Annotated in this window: 17 protein-coding genes and 4 tRNA genes; 15 read left to right on the plus strand and 6 right to left on the minus strand. The window is 57.9% G+C overall.

Annotated features, from left to right (window positions below):
• Positions 1–92 precede the first annotated feature (92 nt).
• Positions 93–851 carry a hypothetical protein gene (locus IB266_RS14910; protein ID WP_192261637.1) on the minus strand — a complete coding sequence of 253 codons (759 nt, stop codon included), beginning with the start codon at positions 849–851 and terminating at the stop codon, positions 93–95.
• Between the two features lie 372 nt (positions 852–1,223).
• Here IB266_RS14910 and IB266_RS14915 point away from each other — a divergent pair.
• From IB266_RS14915 to IB266_RS14935, 5 genes are all read left to right on the plus strand, one after another.
• Positions 1,224–1,299, plus strand: a tRNA-Glu gene (locus IB266_RS14915).
• A gap of 2 nt (positions 1,300–1,301) precedes the next feature.
• Positions 1,302–1,377 (plus strand) — tRNA-Gly (locus IB266_RS14920).
• A 105-nt stretch (positions 1,378–1,482) separates the two neighbouring features.
• A tRNA-Glu gene (locus IB266_RS14925) sits at positions 1,483–1,558 on the plus strand.
• Positions 1,559–1,561: 3 nt separating this feature from the next.
• Positions 1,562–1,637, plus strand: a tRNA-Gly gene (locus IB266_RS14930).
• 250 nt (positions 1,638–1,887) lie between these two features.
• On the plus strand, positions 1,888–2,520 hold the full coding sequence (locus IB266_RS14935) for a LysE family translocator (RefSeq protein ID WP_192261638.1): 633 nt from the start codon (positions 1,888–1,890) through the stop codon (positions 2,518–2,520).
• Between the two features lie 11 nt (positions 2,521–2,531).
• On the opposite strand, the gene IB266_RS14940 is transcribed toward IB266_RS14935, so the two are convergent.
• The 4 genes from IB266_RS14940 to IB266_RS14955 all read right to left on the minus strand — a co-directional run bounded on the left by IB266_RS14940 (position 2,532) and on the right by IB266_RS14955 (position 7,291).
• The gene (locus IB266_RS14940) at positions 2,532–3,788 is read right to left on the minus strand and encodes a PLP-dependent aminotransferase family protein (RefSeq protein WP_192261639.1); all 1,257 of its coding nucleotides are present in this window, start codon (positions 3,786–3,788) and stop codon (positions 2,532–2,534) included.
• Between the two features lie 60 nt (positions 3,789–3,848).
• Positions 3,849–4,994, minus strand: a complete 1,146-nt coding sequence (locus IB266_RS14945) for a trans-sulfuration enzyme family protein (protein WP_192261640.1) — start codon at positions 4,992–4,994, stop codon at positions 3,849–3,851.
• The gene (amrS, locus tag IB266_RS14950; RefSeq protein WP_092168422.1) at positions 4,991–6,475 is read right to left on the minus strand and encodes an AmmeMemoRadiSam system radical SAM enzyme; all 1,485 of its coding nucleotides are present in this window, start codon (positions 6,473–6,475) and stop codon (positions 4,991–4,993) included. The genes IB266_RS14945 and amrS overlap by 4 nt, the downstream gene beginning before the upstream one ends.
• Before the next feature lie 102 nt (positions 6,476–6,577).
• On the minus strand, positions 6,578–7,291 hold the full coding sequence (locus IB266_RS14955) for a YczE/YyaS/YitT family protein (protein WP_060741194.1): 714 nt from the start codon (positions 7,289–7,291) through the stop codon (positions 6,578–6,580).
• 198 nt (positions 7,292–7,489) lie between these two features.
• Between IB266_RS14955 and IB266_RS14960 the strand changes: the two genes are divergently transcribed.
• A complete protein-coding gene (locus IB266_RS14960; RefSeq protein WP_060741195.1) occupies positions 7,490–7,921 on the plus strand; it encodes an Lrp/AsnC family transcriptional regulator in 432 nt (143 codons plus the stop codon).
• Between the two features lie 129 nt (positions 7,922–8,050).
• Here IB266_RS14960 and IB266_RS14965 read toward each other — a convergent pair whose 3' ends face one another.
• The gene (locus IB266_RS14965) at positions 8,051–8,920 is read right to left on the minus strand and encodes a DNA-binding response regulator (RefSeq protein ID WP_192261641.1); all 870 of its coding nucleotides are present in this window, start codon (positions 8,918–8,920) and stop codon (positions 8,051–8,053) included.
• Between the two features lie 299 nt (positions 8,921–9,219).
• On the opposite strand from IB266_RS14965, the gene IB266_RS14970 reads away from it, so the two are divergent.
• The 9 genes from IB266_RS14970 to IB266_RS15010 all read left to right on the plus strand — a co-directional run bounded on the left by IB266_RS14970 (position 9,220) and on the right by IB266_RS15010 (position 16,068).
• Positions 9,220–9,414 carry a Flp family type IVb pilin gene (locus IB266_RS14970; RefSeq protein ID WP_008070254.1) on the plus strand — a complete coding sequence of 65 codons (195 nt, stop codon included), beginning with the start codon at positions 9,220–9,222 and terminating at the stop codon, positions 9,412–9,414.
• Between the two features lie 156 nt (positions 9,415–9,570).
• A complete protein-coding gene (locus IB266_RS14975; protein ID WP_060741197.1) occupies positions 9,571–9,765 on the plus strand; it encodes a Flp family type IVb pilin in 195 nt (64 codons plus the stop codon).
• Between the two features lie 26 nt (positions 9,766–9,791).
• Positions 9,792–10,322: a prepilin peptidase gene (locus tag IB266_RS14980; protein WP_072406384.1), complete on the plus strand. Its 531-nt coding sequence runs from the start codon at positions 9,792–9,794 to the stop codon at positions 10,320–10,322.
• A gap of 2 nt (positions 10,323–10,324) precedes the next feature.
• Positions 10,325–11,653, plus strand: a complete 1,329-nt coding sequence (locus IB266_RS14985) for an AAA family ATPase (protein ID WP_192261642.1) — start codon at positions 10,325–10,327, stop codon at positions 11,651–11,653.
• Between the two features lie 15 nt (positions 11,654–11,668).
• Positions 11,669–12,484, plus strand: a complete 816-nt coding sequence (cpaB, locus tag IB266_RS14990) for a Flp pilus assembly protein CpaB (RefSeq protein WP_192261643.1) — start codon at positions 11,669–11,671, stop codon at positions 12,482–12,484.
• Between the two features lie 71 nt (positions 12,485–12,555).
• A complete protein-coding gene (locus tag IB266_RS14995; protein WP_192261644.1) occupies positions 12,556–13,872 on the plus strand; it encodes a TadE/TadG family type IV pilus assembly protein in 1,317 nt (438 codons plus the stop codon).
• Positions 13,873–13,880: 8 nt separating this feature from the next.
• Positions 13,881–14,360: a TadE/TadG family type IV pilus assembly protein gene (locus IB266_RS15000; protein ID WP_192261645.1), complete on the plus strand. Its 480-nt coding sequence runs from the start codon at positions 13,881–13,883 to the stop codon at positions 14,358–14,360.
• On the plus strand, positions 14,360–14,854 hold the full coding sequence (locus IB266_RS15005) for a TadE family protein (RefSeq protein ID WP_060741203.1): 495 nt from the start codon (positions 14,360–14,362) through the stop codon (positions 14,852–14,854). The genes IB266_RS15000 and IB266_RS15005 overlap by 1 nt, the downstream gene beginning before the upstream one ends.
• Positions 14,848–16,068 (plus strand): AAA family ATPase, encoded by a 1,221-nt coding sequence (locus tag IB266_RS15010; RefSeq protein WP_192261646.1) that lies wholly within the window; start codon positions 14,848–14,850, stop codon positions 16,066–16,068. The genes IB266_RS15005 and IB266_RS15010 overlap by 7 nt, the downstream gene beginning before the upstream one ends.

The following is a 16,068-nucleotide window of genomic DNA, read 5'->3' on the forward strand; positions in this document are numbered from 1 at the left end:
AAGCAGACCCAGGATTCGCGGGAGCGCTGTGCACTCCAGCGGGAGCAAGTTCCCTCGCCACAGAAACTCCACCCGCACAGGGTGGAGCCTTATCAGTCGTAGACCTTCTTCTTCTTCCACTCGTCGTTTATTTCGTCGTCCTTCAAGCCTTCGGTCAACTGGTTGACCTCGCCCTCGACCGGCTGGGTGCTGGCCAGGACCTGGGCATTGGCGCGGGCCAGGAGTTTCTCCAGGTAGGCCAGTTGTTCGGCGTAGACCTGTGGTTCCTGTTGCTTGCGCAGGTACTGCACGCCGCGCTCGAAGGCCAGGCGAGCCTGCCCGGGTTGTTCTTGCTGCAAAGCCTGCTGGCCGAGGTTGTTGAAGAACTCGATGTGCAGCAGCACCAGGATGTGCCGCACTTCACGGATCCAGCGCTTGGCTTCGTTGGGCGGCAGGAAACCGTCCTGGGCGGCGCGGGTGATCTGGCCATGCAAGGCCTCGAGCAGAAAGCGAACGTCCTTGGCCTTGGCTTCGGTCTGGATCGGTGCCGGTGGATTGCTCACCGGGATCGATTCACCCTGGGCAACCAGTGCGCTCAGTTCATCCAGGCGTGCCTTGACCGCGGAATTGGTTTTATCCAGGTTCAGCAGGCGCTGGCAGACATTCATCTCGAGGCGCGTTATCAACAACTTCAGGGCAGGGGTCATCAACTGCCCGGGAAAGGTTTCGGTGAGCTCGCCACAGCGACGCATGCGGTCGTTGAGTTCTACCTTGGTGCGGGCCTTTTCCAGCTTGTTGTTTTCCACCACGTGGTTCATGTAGCCAATGGCGATCAACAGGGCGATCCCGGCTACGACGAGCAGGGTGATCATGAGTGGTGTCACCGGTAAGACCTCTTTATTAGGGTACGCATGTCATGAGTGTAGTGGCTTGGCTTTTAAGCGCATAGGCCCGAGCGACGTGATTAGACGGGCGTCGTGCTGTTTATAGGACGCATGATCGGGTAGGAGCACATTGCCATCATTTGCTGGGCGCGACTATAGCGTCTCGGCGGGCGACAGAATATAGGCGTCAGAGACCGGACGAGCAAAATGTGCGGATCGCCCCCCAAACCGGGCGAAGTCATTGATTTAAATAAATTTATATCTGGGGGTTGACGACCCTTCAATCCATCCATAGAATGCGCGCCACTTACAGCGTAAAGCACTCAGCCAAACGCTCTAAGTAGTGAATGTTGTACGTGTGTCCCCTTCGTCTAGTGGCCTAGGACACCGCCCTTTCACGGCGGTAACAGGGGTTCGAGTCCCCTAGGGGACGCCAATGCGGGAATAGCTCAGTTGGTAGAGCACGACCTTGCCAAGGTCGGGGTCGCGAGTTCGAGTCTCGTTTCCCGCTCCAATTTTAAACAGTGTTGCTTTCGGGCAGTGCTGAGTGAAGCCAGAGCCGACATCTTCGGATGCGGATTTGGGCACTGAAATACACACCATGTGTTTCAGTTAGCGTGTCCCCTTCGTCTAGTGGCCTAGGACACCGCCCTTTCACGGCGGTAACAGGGGTTCGAGTCCCCTAGGGGACGCCATTTGCGGGAATAGCTCAGTTGGTAGAGCACGACCTTGCCAAGGTCGGGGTCGCGAGTTCGAGTCTCGTTTCCCGCTCCAAATTCAAAAAAACGCCGCTCATACGAGCGGCGTTTTTTTATGCGCGTGAAAAGGTCATTCAGCGCGTATAGATCTTTAACGGACGATTTTCGTTGTCTTGGGGGGCTTGCTGCGCTTTACCTTAATAATGAAGGTGAAGCGAAATTACTTCATGCAAAACTTAAGGTAAAACGCTCAGGAAGATTAATAGTTCATTCCTAAAAAAAAGCACTTCTCCTAACCTTCCAGTACCCATTCTGGAGGTGCACTTATGCTGATTTTTGTTAAATCGATGGTCATTGGGCTGTGCATCGCAGCCCCTGTGGGGCCTATTGGGCTGTTGTGCATACAGCGAAGCCTCATGCTGGGCTGGAGAGCCGGTTTCGCAACGGGATTGGGGGCCGCCACTGCCGATTCGATCTACGGATTCATCGGGGCCCTCGGGGTCACGGCCATCATTGCGACGCTGATCAGCTTCAAACCTTGGTTGTGTATTTTTGGTGGACTATTCCTCGCCTACATTGGCTATCAGACAATACGATCGAAGGGTGGCGCGACCGCCATGGCAGGTGAGCGTGCCAACATGTTCAAAGCCTACTCGACCACGCTGTTCCTGACCCTGTCGAACCCCATGACCATCTTGTCGTTTATCGCGATTTTTGCCGCGTTGAGCGATGGCATGGCCAGCGACCAAGGCGGCCAGCACGCCTTGCTGCCGATGGTGACCGGTATATTCCTGGGCTCGGCTGCCTGGTGGCTGGGCTTGAGCGGGTTCTCCTCCATTTTCAAGGCGCGGATTGCCGAGTCGAAGCTAAGGCTGATCAACTACTTTTCGGGGGCGACCATCACCGTTCTGGGGGCCTACCAGGTCGCCACTGGCGTCATGCTGGCTACGGCAACCTGATAAAAGAGGTCTTACTGCAGTCTGGACTCGACATACGCCCTGAAGCGGCCTATGGCTTGGGTGACGTCTGGGGCGGTGGCATTGCTGAATGAAAGCCTGACCTGATTAGCCGCCTCATTCGTCAGCGAAAATAAGGTGGTGGGGAATACGATCACCTTGAACTGCTGGGCGCATTCGCGCATTTCACAATACCCAAAGGCGAAAGGCAGCCGCAGATTGATGAAGAAGCCGCCTGTCGGATGATTCCAGCTGACCGTTCTTTGGGCGCCGACCTTGAGTGGGAATTCACGTTCGAGGCATTCAAGCATGTGGTCTCTTTTCTGCGTATAGGACAACACCCTGGGTTGGTTCAGCCCTTTCAGCGAGTAGTTGTTCTCGATCAGCAAGCCGGCGACGACCGCTTGGCACAGGGCAGGGGTGTTGACGGTGATCAGGCTTTTGGCCTTGCATAATCGGGCACTGAATGACATGACACCGGCGCCTTCCGGCGCGACCACATAACCCATGCGCAAGCCCGGAAAAATCGATTTGGCAAAGGAGCCGAGCAAGAATACTCGACTGCTGTCGATGGACTTCATGGACGTAATGGCATCGCCTTCGTATCTGAAGTAACGGTAGGCCGTGTCTTCAAGGACGAAAAAATTCTTTTCATTGGCCAAGGAAAGCATGGCTGTCCTGGCGTGATAGGAGAGGCTGTCGGCGGTCGGATTGCTAAAGTCCGGAACGGCATACAGTGCTTTGATTTTTTCCCCTTTGGATTCAAGTGCTTCAATGATTCCGCGCAGGGCGATTGGGTCGAGAAAAGCCGCCATGGGGACGGGGACTATTTTTATGCCCAGCAGTTTTGCGATGCCCGTGATCCCGGAAAACACCGGGTCAGGCACTAATAAAATCCCACCGCCTTCAAAAATGGACAGGAGCGTCAAGGTACAAGCTTCCTGAAACCCCAGGCACACCACGATGCTTTCAGGGTTGGAGACTGTTATCCCTTCATCCGCCTGCAAATAGGTGGCGATTGTTTCATTGATGATTCCCGAGGTTTTTCCATATTGGCAAAGCAGCGTCGCCAGTGACTGCCCAGTGCCGGCAACGTGAAGTTTGTATTGGGCCAGGCCTCTGTCGATGAGCGACGGGTCGCACTGCTGGTCATCGGGTCGACCGGAGGCCAGTGAAATGGCCTCCGGATTTTCCTGGGCGATGGAGTTTAGAAGGTGGATGACGTTCAGGAGGGGGTCTTCGAATATCGTGTTTTCGAATGCGCTGGACACTTTTCGCTTCTCCATAAAAAAGCAACGAGCCACTGAAGGCTCGTTGCTTGTGATGCCACGCTAGGCAGGATCGAGTGAGCTTTTCTGATCGACCTTGCTTTCCATGGTTTCGAATGCCTGGAGCAGGTCCTCCTTGAGGTCTTCAAGATCCTCCAGGCCAAAGCACAATCGAACCAGGCCTTTCTCGATGCCCATGTCCGCTTTTTCCTGATCCGTCATTGAGGCGTGGCTGCCGCTGAAGGGCTGGGCGACCATCGAGGTCACGCAAGCCATTCCGGTGCCGGTGCCAAACCATTTGAGCGCGCTGGTGAACGTTTTGTAAAAGGGCACCAGATCGGGCCGAATATCAACAAACACAATGCCGCCATAACCGGTCAATTGCCGACCATCGATGCGTGGGTAATAGACATGCTCGATAAAAGGCAACTCGCGCAGATAGTTGAGCATGCTTGCTGTCGTCTGGCTGTGTTTTTCCATGCGCAGGTTGAACGTCTGCATGCTTCTGCGCAGCAACCAGGCGCTATTGGGGGTGAGTATCGTGCCTGAATAAAAGCGACCCTCAAGGAGACGGTTGTAAATCGTTTCATTGTTGACCAGCACCAAGCCGCCCATGACATCACTGTGTCCAGAGAAGTATTTGGTGGCGCTGTACAGGGATATGTCGGCGCCAAAATTCAACGGCTTCTGAAATATCGGCGTGGCCCAGGTATTGTCAACGACCACCAGCGCCTGCGGGTTGTTTTGCTTGACGGCCCTGCTGACCGCATGGATATCAATGTCTTTCAGGAAGGGATTGGTCGGTGTTTCGAAAATGACCATGTCGACGTTGGCCGGCAAGGCCTTCAGCCCCTCTGCCGTGGTGAGATCCAGAATCGTCAGGTGTGCGCCGATACGTGCCGCATAGCGCTGGAACAATTTATAAGAGCAGCCATAGATGTATTTGTTGATGACCAGCGAAGCACCCGGTTTCAACAGTTCCAGCACCATGTAGATCGCGCTCATCCCGGTGCTGTAGGCCAGGGCATGCTCACTGCCCTCCAGGGACGCGACGACCTGTTCCAATTCCGTCACGTTGGGATTGGCTTTCCTGGAATAGAAGAAGGCCGAGTCAGCGTTGAAAGCGCTGCACTGATAAATAGGCGTTACCGAAGGATGGGCGTCCCGGTCATCCACCTTGATATGAAGTATTTCAGTAGACACTTTCATGCTTGGCTGACCAGTTTGATGACCTGTTCATACATGTTTTGCTTACCCTCGTAACCCACGGTCGGGGTGATGTCATTTTGCGAAATACCAATCTCTTCAATCGATTCTGTCGGGAAGTGGGCCCTGTCGAAGACTTCATGGAGGTTCGAGTTCACGCCGTTGGGAAGCCAGACCTCAGGGCCTGTTTCATCGATGCGAGCCTTGGCAACGATGAATCGATAGCTTTCATGGGGGCGCAAGGTCAGTGATTTCCAATCGCTGTTGTGCCCGTCCGTATAATTGCGTCGCAGGTAGACGGTCTGTTCGAAGTCTTCGGTATTCAGCACTTGGGCGTGCAGCGACACAATGTCTCCGTGCCACTCGAACTTTCGCTTCTCGTAGGCGCTCAACGCGTCCTCGCGCAACTCGACAGGGGCGTTCGCCTGGTGTTCACCCAGCAATTTGAAATGCGCATCATGTCCGCACTGAGAGCAGCATCCTTTGCTGTCCAGTCCGATGATTTCAGCGTTCAAGCCATAACGGGTGACGAGCAGGGCGTTACAGTGGTTGCAACTGGTATTGGTCCCTTCGACGTCATTCACGTTACCCAGGTAGACATGCTCAACGCCCATGCTCCGAGCAACGTCCCGAGCCTTCAGGAGCCTGTCCACAGGCGTGCGGATGCTGTTGCTCATCTTGTAATCGGGGTGAAACCTGACGAAGTGCAGCGGTACGTTCGGGCCCAGTTCATCCAGGACCCACTGGCTGATTTTCCTGGCCGTTTCCTCGTCGTCGCTGATGTCGGTCACCATCAAGGTGCTGACCTCGACATATTTGCCGGCGTCATAGACTTTCTTGATGCCCGCCAGAACGGGCTCTACCCAGCCGGTGGTGACCTTGCGGTAGTATTCCGGGGAGATGGATTTCAGCGAAATCGAGAAAATATCGATGACCGGCAATAATTCATCAATGGCCTCTTCGCTGATGAAGAATGCCGATTTATAGAGGTTGATCAGGCCCGCTTCCTTGGCCAGCTTCGCTGTGTCGAGGATGAATTCGTGCCAGACAACGGGGTCGTTATACGTCCAGGAAATGACGCGTATGCCGTGCTTGAGTGCGGTTTCCACCACCTGCTCGGGGGTGTAGTAGTAAACGTCCTTGTCGGTGACGTACTTGGCCTGCGATGTCTTCCAGTTATGACAGTAACCGCAGTTGAGCATGCAGCCGATATTACCCAGGGACAAGATTCGCTCCCCCGGGGCAAAGTGGAAAACGGCTTCGGTTTCGATTGTCTCTTCGGTGCTGTGAACGCCTTTACCGTAGTTTAATGTAACGAGCCTGCCCCCACGGTTTCCGCGCACTTTGCAAAAACCTAACTTGCCTTCCTGGATAACACAGTTGCGCGGGGAAAGATGACATTTCACAGCGCCCCCGGGGAGTATTTCTTCCAGTTTTGCCGGGCTGCTTTCCAAGGTCCAGTTTTTATTTTTTGTAGTGTCCATCTTTCACTCCTCATCACGGAAGTTGCCATCAATAGCATCGGTTTAAAAAGTCGAGGCGAAACGATCCTGCCGCCCTGCAGGGCAGTCATAGTTGTAGATTTATTAGTAAGCGGATGAAGCGCTCATCAATCCATAGTTTTTAAGTGCAAAGCGCTTGGCATTCATGTTCATGAACGGTTGAATAAGCGGGCCGATCACCAGCAGAAATGCAATCGTGCCGATACCGAAGGGCCCGCCTAAAAGCCAACCGCTCGAAAAGATGCCGATTTCAATAATCATTTTGGCTTTGGTGAACGACCAGTTCCATTTGGATACCATGGTCAATACCACCAGGTCCATGATCCTGATGCCGATACCGCTCATGATGATCAAGGCGGAGGAATAGGCACACAGCATCAGCCCCGAGGCCAATAACGCGTACTCATTCATTCTGACGATCAAATACTCCCCGAGCCCCAGCCACGACCAGAGATCAATCAGCAGCCCAGTCAGCGTCGTTGTAATGAAGGGACTTATCGGTGGGTATTTTTTGTTCCAGAGCACCCACCATGTCAGGAAAAACAGCGATACGATAGCCGAGCAAACGCCCATGCCCAGCATGAGTATTTTATCGATCGAGATGATCAGGACATCTAACGGGTCAGTACCCAGTTGGCTGATGATGAAACACTTGGCACCCAACGAAAAGAAACCGACGCCCATCAGGTACATCAGTAACTGATCTTTCTTGAAATGCCGGAGACTTAGGACTTGCGTGCCAATGTGCTGGACGAGCGGGTGAGGTTTTTTTTCACACTTTTTCTTTTCATCTTCCATGCGAACACCATCCCTGGAGAGAATATTTTATTATGAGTGCGTCACGCTAAAGAGCAGGGCCGTTGATTGCCCGGTTTCTTTTCAGGTTTTTCAGGCTGGAAATAGACTAGCGCCATGCTTTATTTTGGTGCATGCTTTTTTTAATGAAAAACGCGGGCTTTTCATTAAAATTTATACTTTTAACCGGGGAAAACGCACATGGATCGTATAGACGTCAAAATCCTGGGTAAGGTACAGGACTGTGGTCGCATTTCCATCACAGAGCTTTCCAAGCACGCGGGGCTTTCTATTCCTGCCACCAATGACAGGTTGCGCAAACTTGAAGACTCCGGGGTCATCAAGGGCTATTGCGCTCAGTTAGATCCAACCAAGCTGGGGTATGGCATATCGGCTGTCGTCGGCATCACCACCCTCAAGCCGGCGAAAGCCAAATTGATAGCGACACTCACCGACATACCCGAAGTCGTCGAGTGCCTGCACATCACGGGGAATGACTCCTATCTGATCCGCATCTACGCCAGGTCCATGGCTGAGATCGAGGACATTATTGCGAAAATCAATGCGTACGGTGAGACCCGAACCAGCATTGTCCTGTCCATTCCTATCGAGAGAAGAAAACTCGCCCCGTGAGTCAGGGCGCCTGTCAGGCAGCGGCGGGGAGTCGATCGACGAGGTCGTTCCCCGACCATGGGCGTCCGGTCTAGCTCTGGCACGGGTGGGGATGCTTATAGAAAGATGGCGATAACGCTACAAAACCTTTCAACCCTCAAGGCTGTGCACCAGGTTTTCAATCGCTTCCAGGGCGGCCTCATCCGGTGGCTCCGGTGCCGGATGTGCGTTGCGCATCTGGTACGCGAGACGGTATTCACTGGGCGTGCAACTGGCGTATTGCTTGAAGGCGCGAGCGAAGTAGGACGGGTCCTTGAAGCCGGCCTCGTAGCCGATGCTGGTGATGGGCATCTGGCTGTTATCGAGCAACTCCTTGGCGAAGCTCATGCGTTTGTTCAGCACGTAGTCGGTGAAACCGAGGCCATTGGCTTCCTTGAACACCCGGCTGAAACGAAACGTCGTCATGCCGCAACGCTTGGCCAGGTCGCGCTGATCGATGCTGTCGCGAAAATGCTGGTCGATGTACAGCATGATGTGGCTGAGGGCCTGGTGCTTCTGGTGCCCGGAGGTCAGGCGAATGCTGTCCGGCAGGGTCGGGGAGTGGTCGATCTGCGAGGTCTTTGCTCGGCCATTGGCATTGCGGCGCAGCTCGCACAGTTGCACCACGGCCGTGAGGTAGCGCTTTTTCTCGGCGGTGGACAAGGGCAACACCATGTATTCCCAGACGCTGGAGCGCATGGCCCACACCGCCAGCTCTTCGGAGTGCTGCACGGTGAACATGGTGATGGGCGTGCCAGGAACGGTTCGTTTGATCTCCAACAGGCGTCGCAGGCCCGGCGTGTCCGGGCGGTCGAAATGGATGCAGATCATGTCGACCTGTTCCGCGCTGGGCAGCATGGCGTTTTTTGCCAGGGTGCAGTCGCACGTGTCCTGGAACAGGGAGACGAGTTCCTGGGTGGACCGATCATGGGTCAGATCGACCCATAACAGCTTTGGCTTTGCAGTCGAATTGGACGCCATAGGACGACTACCCACAGGTGCTTGCTGCCCTTTAGCTAGCAGTATTGCCACTGTGCCATCATTTCGCCGAATAAATTTTTATAAAAGTCCGATCGTTTAGCGCCATCCGTCGTCATGGGACGCCCGTTCGCAGTGTCCCAGTGCTGGATTTCCCGCTCCGGCGCCTTTCCTGTCCGGCGCAAAAAAATCCTAGCGATGTGCAAAATCCTCCTAACGGCACTGACCACCTGCTGACTAGGGTTGCATCAGGCAGTTCGCAATGTACTGCCCTTGATAAACAACCCGATGAGGTGTGCGAAATGACTCTTCAAACAATCAAGGCTTCGGTGCTGAAGTTCGCCAAAGATGAAGATGGCCTGACCATTGTGGAATACGCCGTGGCCGGTGGGTTGATCACCGTGTTGGTGGCCGCCGCGTTTGTGCTTCTGGGCGGCGCCGTGAACACCAAGATCCGTGCGCTGTGCCAGGCGGTCAACGGCAACGTTGCCTGCTGACAGCGGCAACTTGCAGTGAAGGGGGCACGGTCACTTTCAAGGAAAACCGTTTGCGACTCTTTTGCAGTGAGTACAACGAATCAATCAAATGGACTTCGCGCTGTCCCCTCCAATCAAGTTCGTAACAGTACTTCTGACCCGCGTGAGGTTCATGAAATGACTCTCCAGACAATAAGCAACTCGATCAGCAAGTTCGCCAAAGATGAAGACGGCCTGACCATCGTTGAATACGCGGTGGCGGGAGGCTTGATCACGGTGTTGGTAGCGGCGGCCTTCGTCCTTCTGGGCGGCGCCGTGGATACCAAGATCCGGGCACTGTGCCAGGTCGTCAATAGCAACGTCGCCTGCTAACGAAAATCCCCCCAGGGAGACGCATCATGTCCATGGAACTGCTGGTGTCGACGGTACTGCTGCTAGGACTGCTGGGGGTGGCGGTGGTGAGCGATCTGCTTCGCCACCGCATCCCCAACACATTGGTCCTGTTGGGCCTTGCCCTGGGATTGGCCGGCCAGGTGTATACCGGCGGGATCGGTGGCCTGGGCGACAGCCTGTTGGGCATGCTGATCTGTTTCGCGCTGTTCCTGCCCATGTACGCCGTCGGTGGCATGGCCGCCGGTGACGTCAAGCTGATGACCATGGTCGGCAGCTTCCTGCCTTTTCATTACGCACTGTGGGCGGCGCTGTTCAGCCTGATCGCCGGCGGTGTGTGCGGTTTCCTGATCGTCCTGGCCCGCGGCCAACTGCTCCAGACCCTGGGACGCTACTGGTTGATTGTACGAGCCCAGGCCTATCTGGCGCCGACTTCGGATGAAGTGGCGGGCAAACCCTTTCCCTATTCGATTGCGATCCTGATCGGCACTTTGAACAGCGTTTACTGGCAACTGGTTGCCGGCGGCTGGGGAGTCTAGTCATGCACGTCATCAACGATAGCGATGCCTACCCCAGCGAACGAGAAGCGGTGCAACGCCTGGCACCCCAGCCATGTACCATTCGCGACACAGGCCTGACCGACAGTTTCCTGGGTGAACTGGTGTGCAAGCATCTGCATGACGCCGGTGTGCTGGACATGTCGCGGCTGGTCGAGCGCCTGGCCCTGACCGGCGCGGTGTTGGAGGAAGTCCTGGCGTTCCTGCGCAAGGACGGTCGTGTCGAAGTGCTGGGCCAGTTGGGGCAAACCGGTGGGCAGACGCTGCGTTATGGCCTCACCGAGCGCGGCCGCAGTTCGGCCCGTGATGCCCTGGCCCGCAGTGGCTACATCGGCGCGGCGCCGTTCCCGGTGAGTACTTATCGCTCGCTGATCAAGATCCAGACCATCCACCACGGTCGCATCACCGCCAAGGACATGAACCAGGCCTTGGCCGGCCTGGTGCTGAGCCAAGGCATGCTCGACCAGTTGGGCGTCGCCCTGAATTCCGGGCGGGCGATCATGATCTACGGGCCGGCGGGCACGGGTAAAACCTATGTCAGCAGCCGATTGATCCGGCTGTTCGCCGAGGCCATCTGGGTGCCCCATGCCATCGTCATCAACGAGTCGGTGATCGAGATCTACGACCCGCAGGTGCACCAGCGCTTGGACGACAATGGCCAAGCGAACAACCTGATGCTCAACGAAGGCATCGACCGCCGGCTGCTGTGCTGCAAACGCCCGATCGTCATCACTGGCGGCGAGCTGAGCATGGAGCAGTTGGACGTGCGCTACGACCCGTTCACCCGGCAATACCAGGCGGCGTTGCAGCTCAAGGCCAGCAACGGCCTGTTCATCATCGATGACATGGGGCGCCAGCGCATGGCCCCCGCTGAGTTGCTCAATCGCTGGATCGTGCCCATGGAGGAAAAGCGCGATTTCATCAACCTGGGCGGCGGTCGGCATTGCGAACTGCCGTTCGACCTGGTGCTGGTGTTTTCCACCAACCTCAATCCCCTCGAACTGGCCGACGAGGCCTTCCTGCGGCGCATTGGCTACAAAGTGCAGTTCGGCTACCTCAAGCCCGAGGATTACGAACGCATCTGGCGCCAGGAGTGCGAGCGCCTGGGCATCCCGTATGACGTGCTGTTGGTGCGCTATGTCCTGCAGCGGTTGTATGCAAGCGAAGGCATGCCACTGGTGCCTTGCCATCCCCGTGACCTGTTGAACATGGCGCTCGACCGCCAGCGTTACCTGGGCGGTTCCGGCCCCCTGTTGCCGCAAGAGCTGGAATGGGCCTGGCACAACTATTTCGTTCAGCTCGACTTCCTTTGATCTGGAGATACCGACATGAGCTCTCGTACGCTTCCGCTGATAGGCGTTTCCCTGGTAATGGGCCTTGGTGCCGCATGGATGGCTGACTCCTGGCTGAGCGCACGACTCAACGCGTCCCCCGATGATCATTTGCGAAGCGTGGTGGTCGCCACGGTGGAAATCCCCTTCGGGCAAATGGTCGAGGCCCAGCAAGTCACCACGGTGCGCATGCCCATGGACACGATCCCGGACGACGCTTTCGATGCCAGCGAACAGGCCGTGGGCAAGATCGCCACCTTCGACATCCTGCGCGGCGACATCGTGCGGGGCGCGCGTCTGAGTGAGCACTTGGGCGGCAGCACCCTGGCTTCGCTGATTGCACCGGACAAGCGCGCCATTTCGGTCCGCGTGGATGATGTGGTCGGCGTCGGGGGCTTTCTCTTGCCGGGCAACCGGGTCGATGTACTGGCGACCAAGACCACCAGCGCCGGCAGCAACAGCGCCACGTCCCGGACCATCCTGGAAAACCTGCGGGTGCTGGCGGTGGACCAGACGGCGGGCACCGACAAGACCCAGCCGGTTGTGGTACGGGCCGTGACCCTGGAAATGTCGGTTACCGAAGCCGAAGCGCTGGTCACGGCGCAAACCGAAGGCAAGCTGCAATTGGCCTTGCGCAACCCGTTGAACCTGGAGAAGAAGGCCGTGGCCGTTGCGCCGCCAGCCCCTGCGCCGGTCATGGCGATGGCGGCCGCCCCGGTGCCAAAACCTGTGGTGCAGCGCAGTGCCAAGCCGCAAGGCGGGGCGATCACGCTGATCCGCGGCGTTGAAAGCAGTGTGATCAATGTCCGCTGAGTGACGCCTCCATGCCAGGCCCGCCCGGGCCGTGGCGATGCCGATCCTCAAACGTTGTAGATGAGGGCTCGATGATGAATGCCAATATCCGGCGCCAGGGAGGGGCGGTGAGTGTACTGATGGTGATCGCGCTGGTAGCGATTTCCATGATGGCGGCCTTGGCCCTGGATGGCGGGCACATGCTGCTGAACAAGACGCGCCTGCAAAATGCGGTGGATGCCGCGGCCTTGGGCGGCGCCAAGACCCTGAGCCAGGTGAGTGGCGGCATCAACATGGCCAGCACCACCCGCGCGGCGGCCCTGGACACGCTGAACAGAAATGCCAACGCCTCAGGCAACACCGAGCTGGCCACCGCGGTTGCCGGCAACCCGGGGGCGTTTGCCGTGGTGGAACTGTCCAGCAGCGTCTATGGCCCGTTCTCCTATCCCGGGCCTAGCGATGCCAAATACGTGCGGGTGTCGGTGGCCAGTTATCAATTGAACGGGTTTTTCTGGAGTTTCGTGCAAACGATGGGCAGCGCCGGCTTGGGCAACAAGCGCGTGGCGGCGATTGCAACGGCAGGTCCCAGCCCCACCTCGCCTTGTGACTTGGCGCCGTTGATGGTGTGTGGCGATCCCACTCAATACAACCCTGGCGCCGGCAACTTCTGGGGCTACCAATTTGGCGATCTGGAGGTCTTGAAAACGGCGGCGGGGAACACATCGCCCATTGGGCCGGGCAATTTCCAATTGCTGGATTTCGGCTCGGGCGGCAGTGCGGTCCGGGAGGACCTGGCCGGTGGTGGCTCGGTTTGCCGCAGTGTCGGGAGCAACGTCCAGACGGCGCCGGGCAATAAAGCCGGCCCCACTTCCCAAGGCCTGAACACGCGCTTCGGTATCTACAATGGTCCGGTCAGTTCTTCGGACTACCCACCGGACCTGGTCACGGCGTCAGGCACTCCGGCGATCACCTACAACGATGCGCTCTCCCAGGCGCAATACAAAGGCAAAGCCGTCACTTCGAGCAACGGCGATCTTTCGGCGGGCGGCGAGGCGATACAGGACTACAACGACTGGCGGGCCAAGGTCGCCGCCTGTGTGGCGGGGGGCGCCAGCGGCTGCCAAAGCAACGGGGTTTTCGAGCGCCGGATGCTGAAGATCGTGATTGGCAATTGCACCGGCAAGCAGGGCGGCTCCACCTCGATTCCGGTCCTGGGGTTTGGCTGCTACTTCGTTGTGCAGCCGGTGGATGGCGGGGGCTCGGACTCGCTGGTTTTCGGCCAGTTCGTCAAGGAGTGCGAAGGCGACAACGTACCCGGTCCTACGCCCTCCACCGATGCCGGCCCGCAGATCATCCAGCTCTACAAAACCTATCTCAACGGCAGCGGCACTCCGAGCACTGACTCGTAGGAGGCGTCATGGGACTTTCTCAGTTCAAACCCGCGCAAGCCCAGCAAGGCGTGGCGCTGGTGGAGTTCACCCTGGTGCTGCCGTTGTTGCTGTTGCTGCTGCTGGCCTTCGGCGAGTTCGGCCGCATGCTCTACCAGTACAACGTACTGTTGCAGGCCAGCCGCGATGCCGACCGCTTCGTCGCCAGCCAGGCCTGGAACTCCACCCTTGGCGCCGTCGCCTTGGGTAGCACGCTCCTGACCCAGACGAAAAACGTTGCGGTGTATGGCGTGCCCAGCGCGACGGGAACCGCCGTGGTGTCAGGCTTGACCACGGCGAATGTGCAGGTCGCCGCCGAGGGCATCGATCATGTGCGCGTCACCATTACCTACACCTTCTGCCCGGTGATTGGCGCGGGCAACTGCGCGGGTTCGATCCCAGGTTTCTTCGGTAATGCCATCCCACTGGGCATCCAGTTGGTGGCGACCACTGTCATGAGGGCGCTGTGATGAATCACAAGCACATGCGCGGCACTTACATCGTGGAGTTTTCCTTCGTGGGCTTGCTGGTGTTCATCCTGCTGTTCGGCGTGGTGGAAATGGGCCGGCTGTACTTCACGGTCAATGCGCTGGATGAAGCGGCGCGCCGTGGCGCGCGGCTGGCGGCGGTGTGCAATGTCAGCGATCCGGTGGTCTTGCGCCGGGCCATCTTCAACGCCGCGACGGACGCCGGCACCAGCCAACTGATCAGCAACCTGGCGACCTCGAACCTGGCGCTGACCTACCTGGACGTCAACGGTGCCGTGGTAGCGAACCCCACCGACACGTCCGGCGCCACCGGCTTTCGAGCCATTCGCTATGTCCGGCTGAGCGTGCAGAACTTTGTTTTCAACCTGTTCATTCCCGGCTTGGGCGTGCCCATTACCTTGCCCACGTTCAGGGCAACCTTGCCACGCGAAAGCCTTGGGCGTCATTCCGATTCCGGGGAGATCACACCATGCTGAACACCAGGGAAAATCCGCTCTCGACCGCTACCGGTAAAGCCGGGCTGCGAATACTGATCAGCAGCCGCGACGCCACGTCCCTGCGCGACCTGCAATGCGTCTGCCAGCGCATGCCAAGCCTGGAAGTCAGCACGCGCCTGGTGAGCAATGGGCATGTCGATCCGCTCTACGGCCTGGACCGCATGCCCGACCTGTTGCTGTTGCGCGTCAGTCACCTGTGGCGCGAGGAATTGTCAGCCTTGCTGCAACGTCCGGCCCATGAACGTCCGCCGATGCTGGTGTGCGGTCCCTTGGGCGAGCAGGAAGGCATGCGCCTGGCGATGCAGGCCGGTGCCCGGGATGTGCTGCCCGAACCCATCGCCGACACGGAATTGGTGGCGGCGCTGAATCGCCTGGTGGCGGAAGTCCGTCTCGGCAACGGCAACGAAGGGAAGCTGGTCGCGGTGATCAGCGCCAAGGGCGGCTCCGGCGGAACCCTGGTGGCGTGCAACCTGGCCCAGCAGCTCAGCGCCCGGGCAGGCAATACGCTGTTGCTGGACATGGACCTGCAATTTGGCAGCGTGACCCATTACCTGGACGTGGCGCAGTCCCACAGCCACCTGGAAGTGCTGCAGCAGATCGATGAGATGGACAGTGTCGCGCTACGGGGTTTTTGCAGCCACTTCAGCCCGACCCTGCACGTCCTGGGAGGCCGGGCCGGTGAGTTGTGCCTGCCCCAGGATGCCCAACCCGAACAGCTCGACGCCCTGTTGCAACTGGCCCGCGCCAGTTATGACTGGGTGGTGGTGGACCTGCCGCGGCAGATCGATCACCTCACCGGTTCGGTACTGGAACAGGTGGACCGGGTGTACGTGGTGGTGCAACAGAGCGTCAGCCACCTGCGTGATGCCAGCGCTCTGGTGCGGATCCTTCGCGAAGACCTGGGCGTGCGCGGGGAGCAGTTGCAGATCGTGATCAACCGCTATGACAAAAACGCCGCCGTCAGCCTCAAGGACATCGGCGAGGCCCTGCGCTGCGCGAACCTGTCGAAATTGCCCAATGACTTCAACCTGGTCAGCCAGAGTCAGAACACTGGCGTGCCGTTGGGGCTGCATGCGCCGAAGGCGGCCATCACCGCTGCCCTGCGCGATTTGACCGAAGACCTGGTCGGTCACCAGATGGCCACGGACAAGGGCCTGCTTAAACGTGCCTTCAACCGTTTCTTCGGGGGATGA

The organism is Pseudomonas sp. Pdm06 (genome assembly GCF_014851795.1).
GTDB classification, from domain to species: Bacteria; Pseudomonadota; Gammaproteobacteria; order Pseudomonadales; family Pseudomonadaceae; genus Aquipseudomonas; species Aquipseudomonas fluorescens_AA.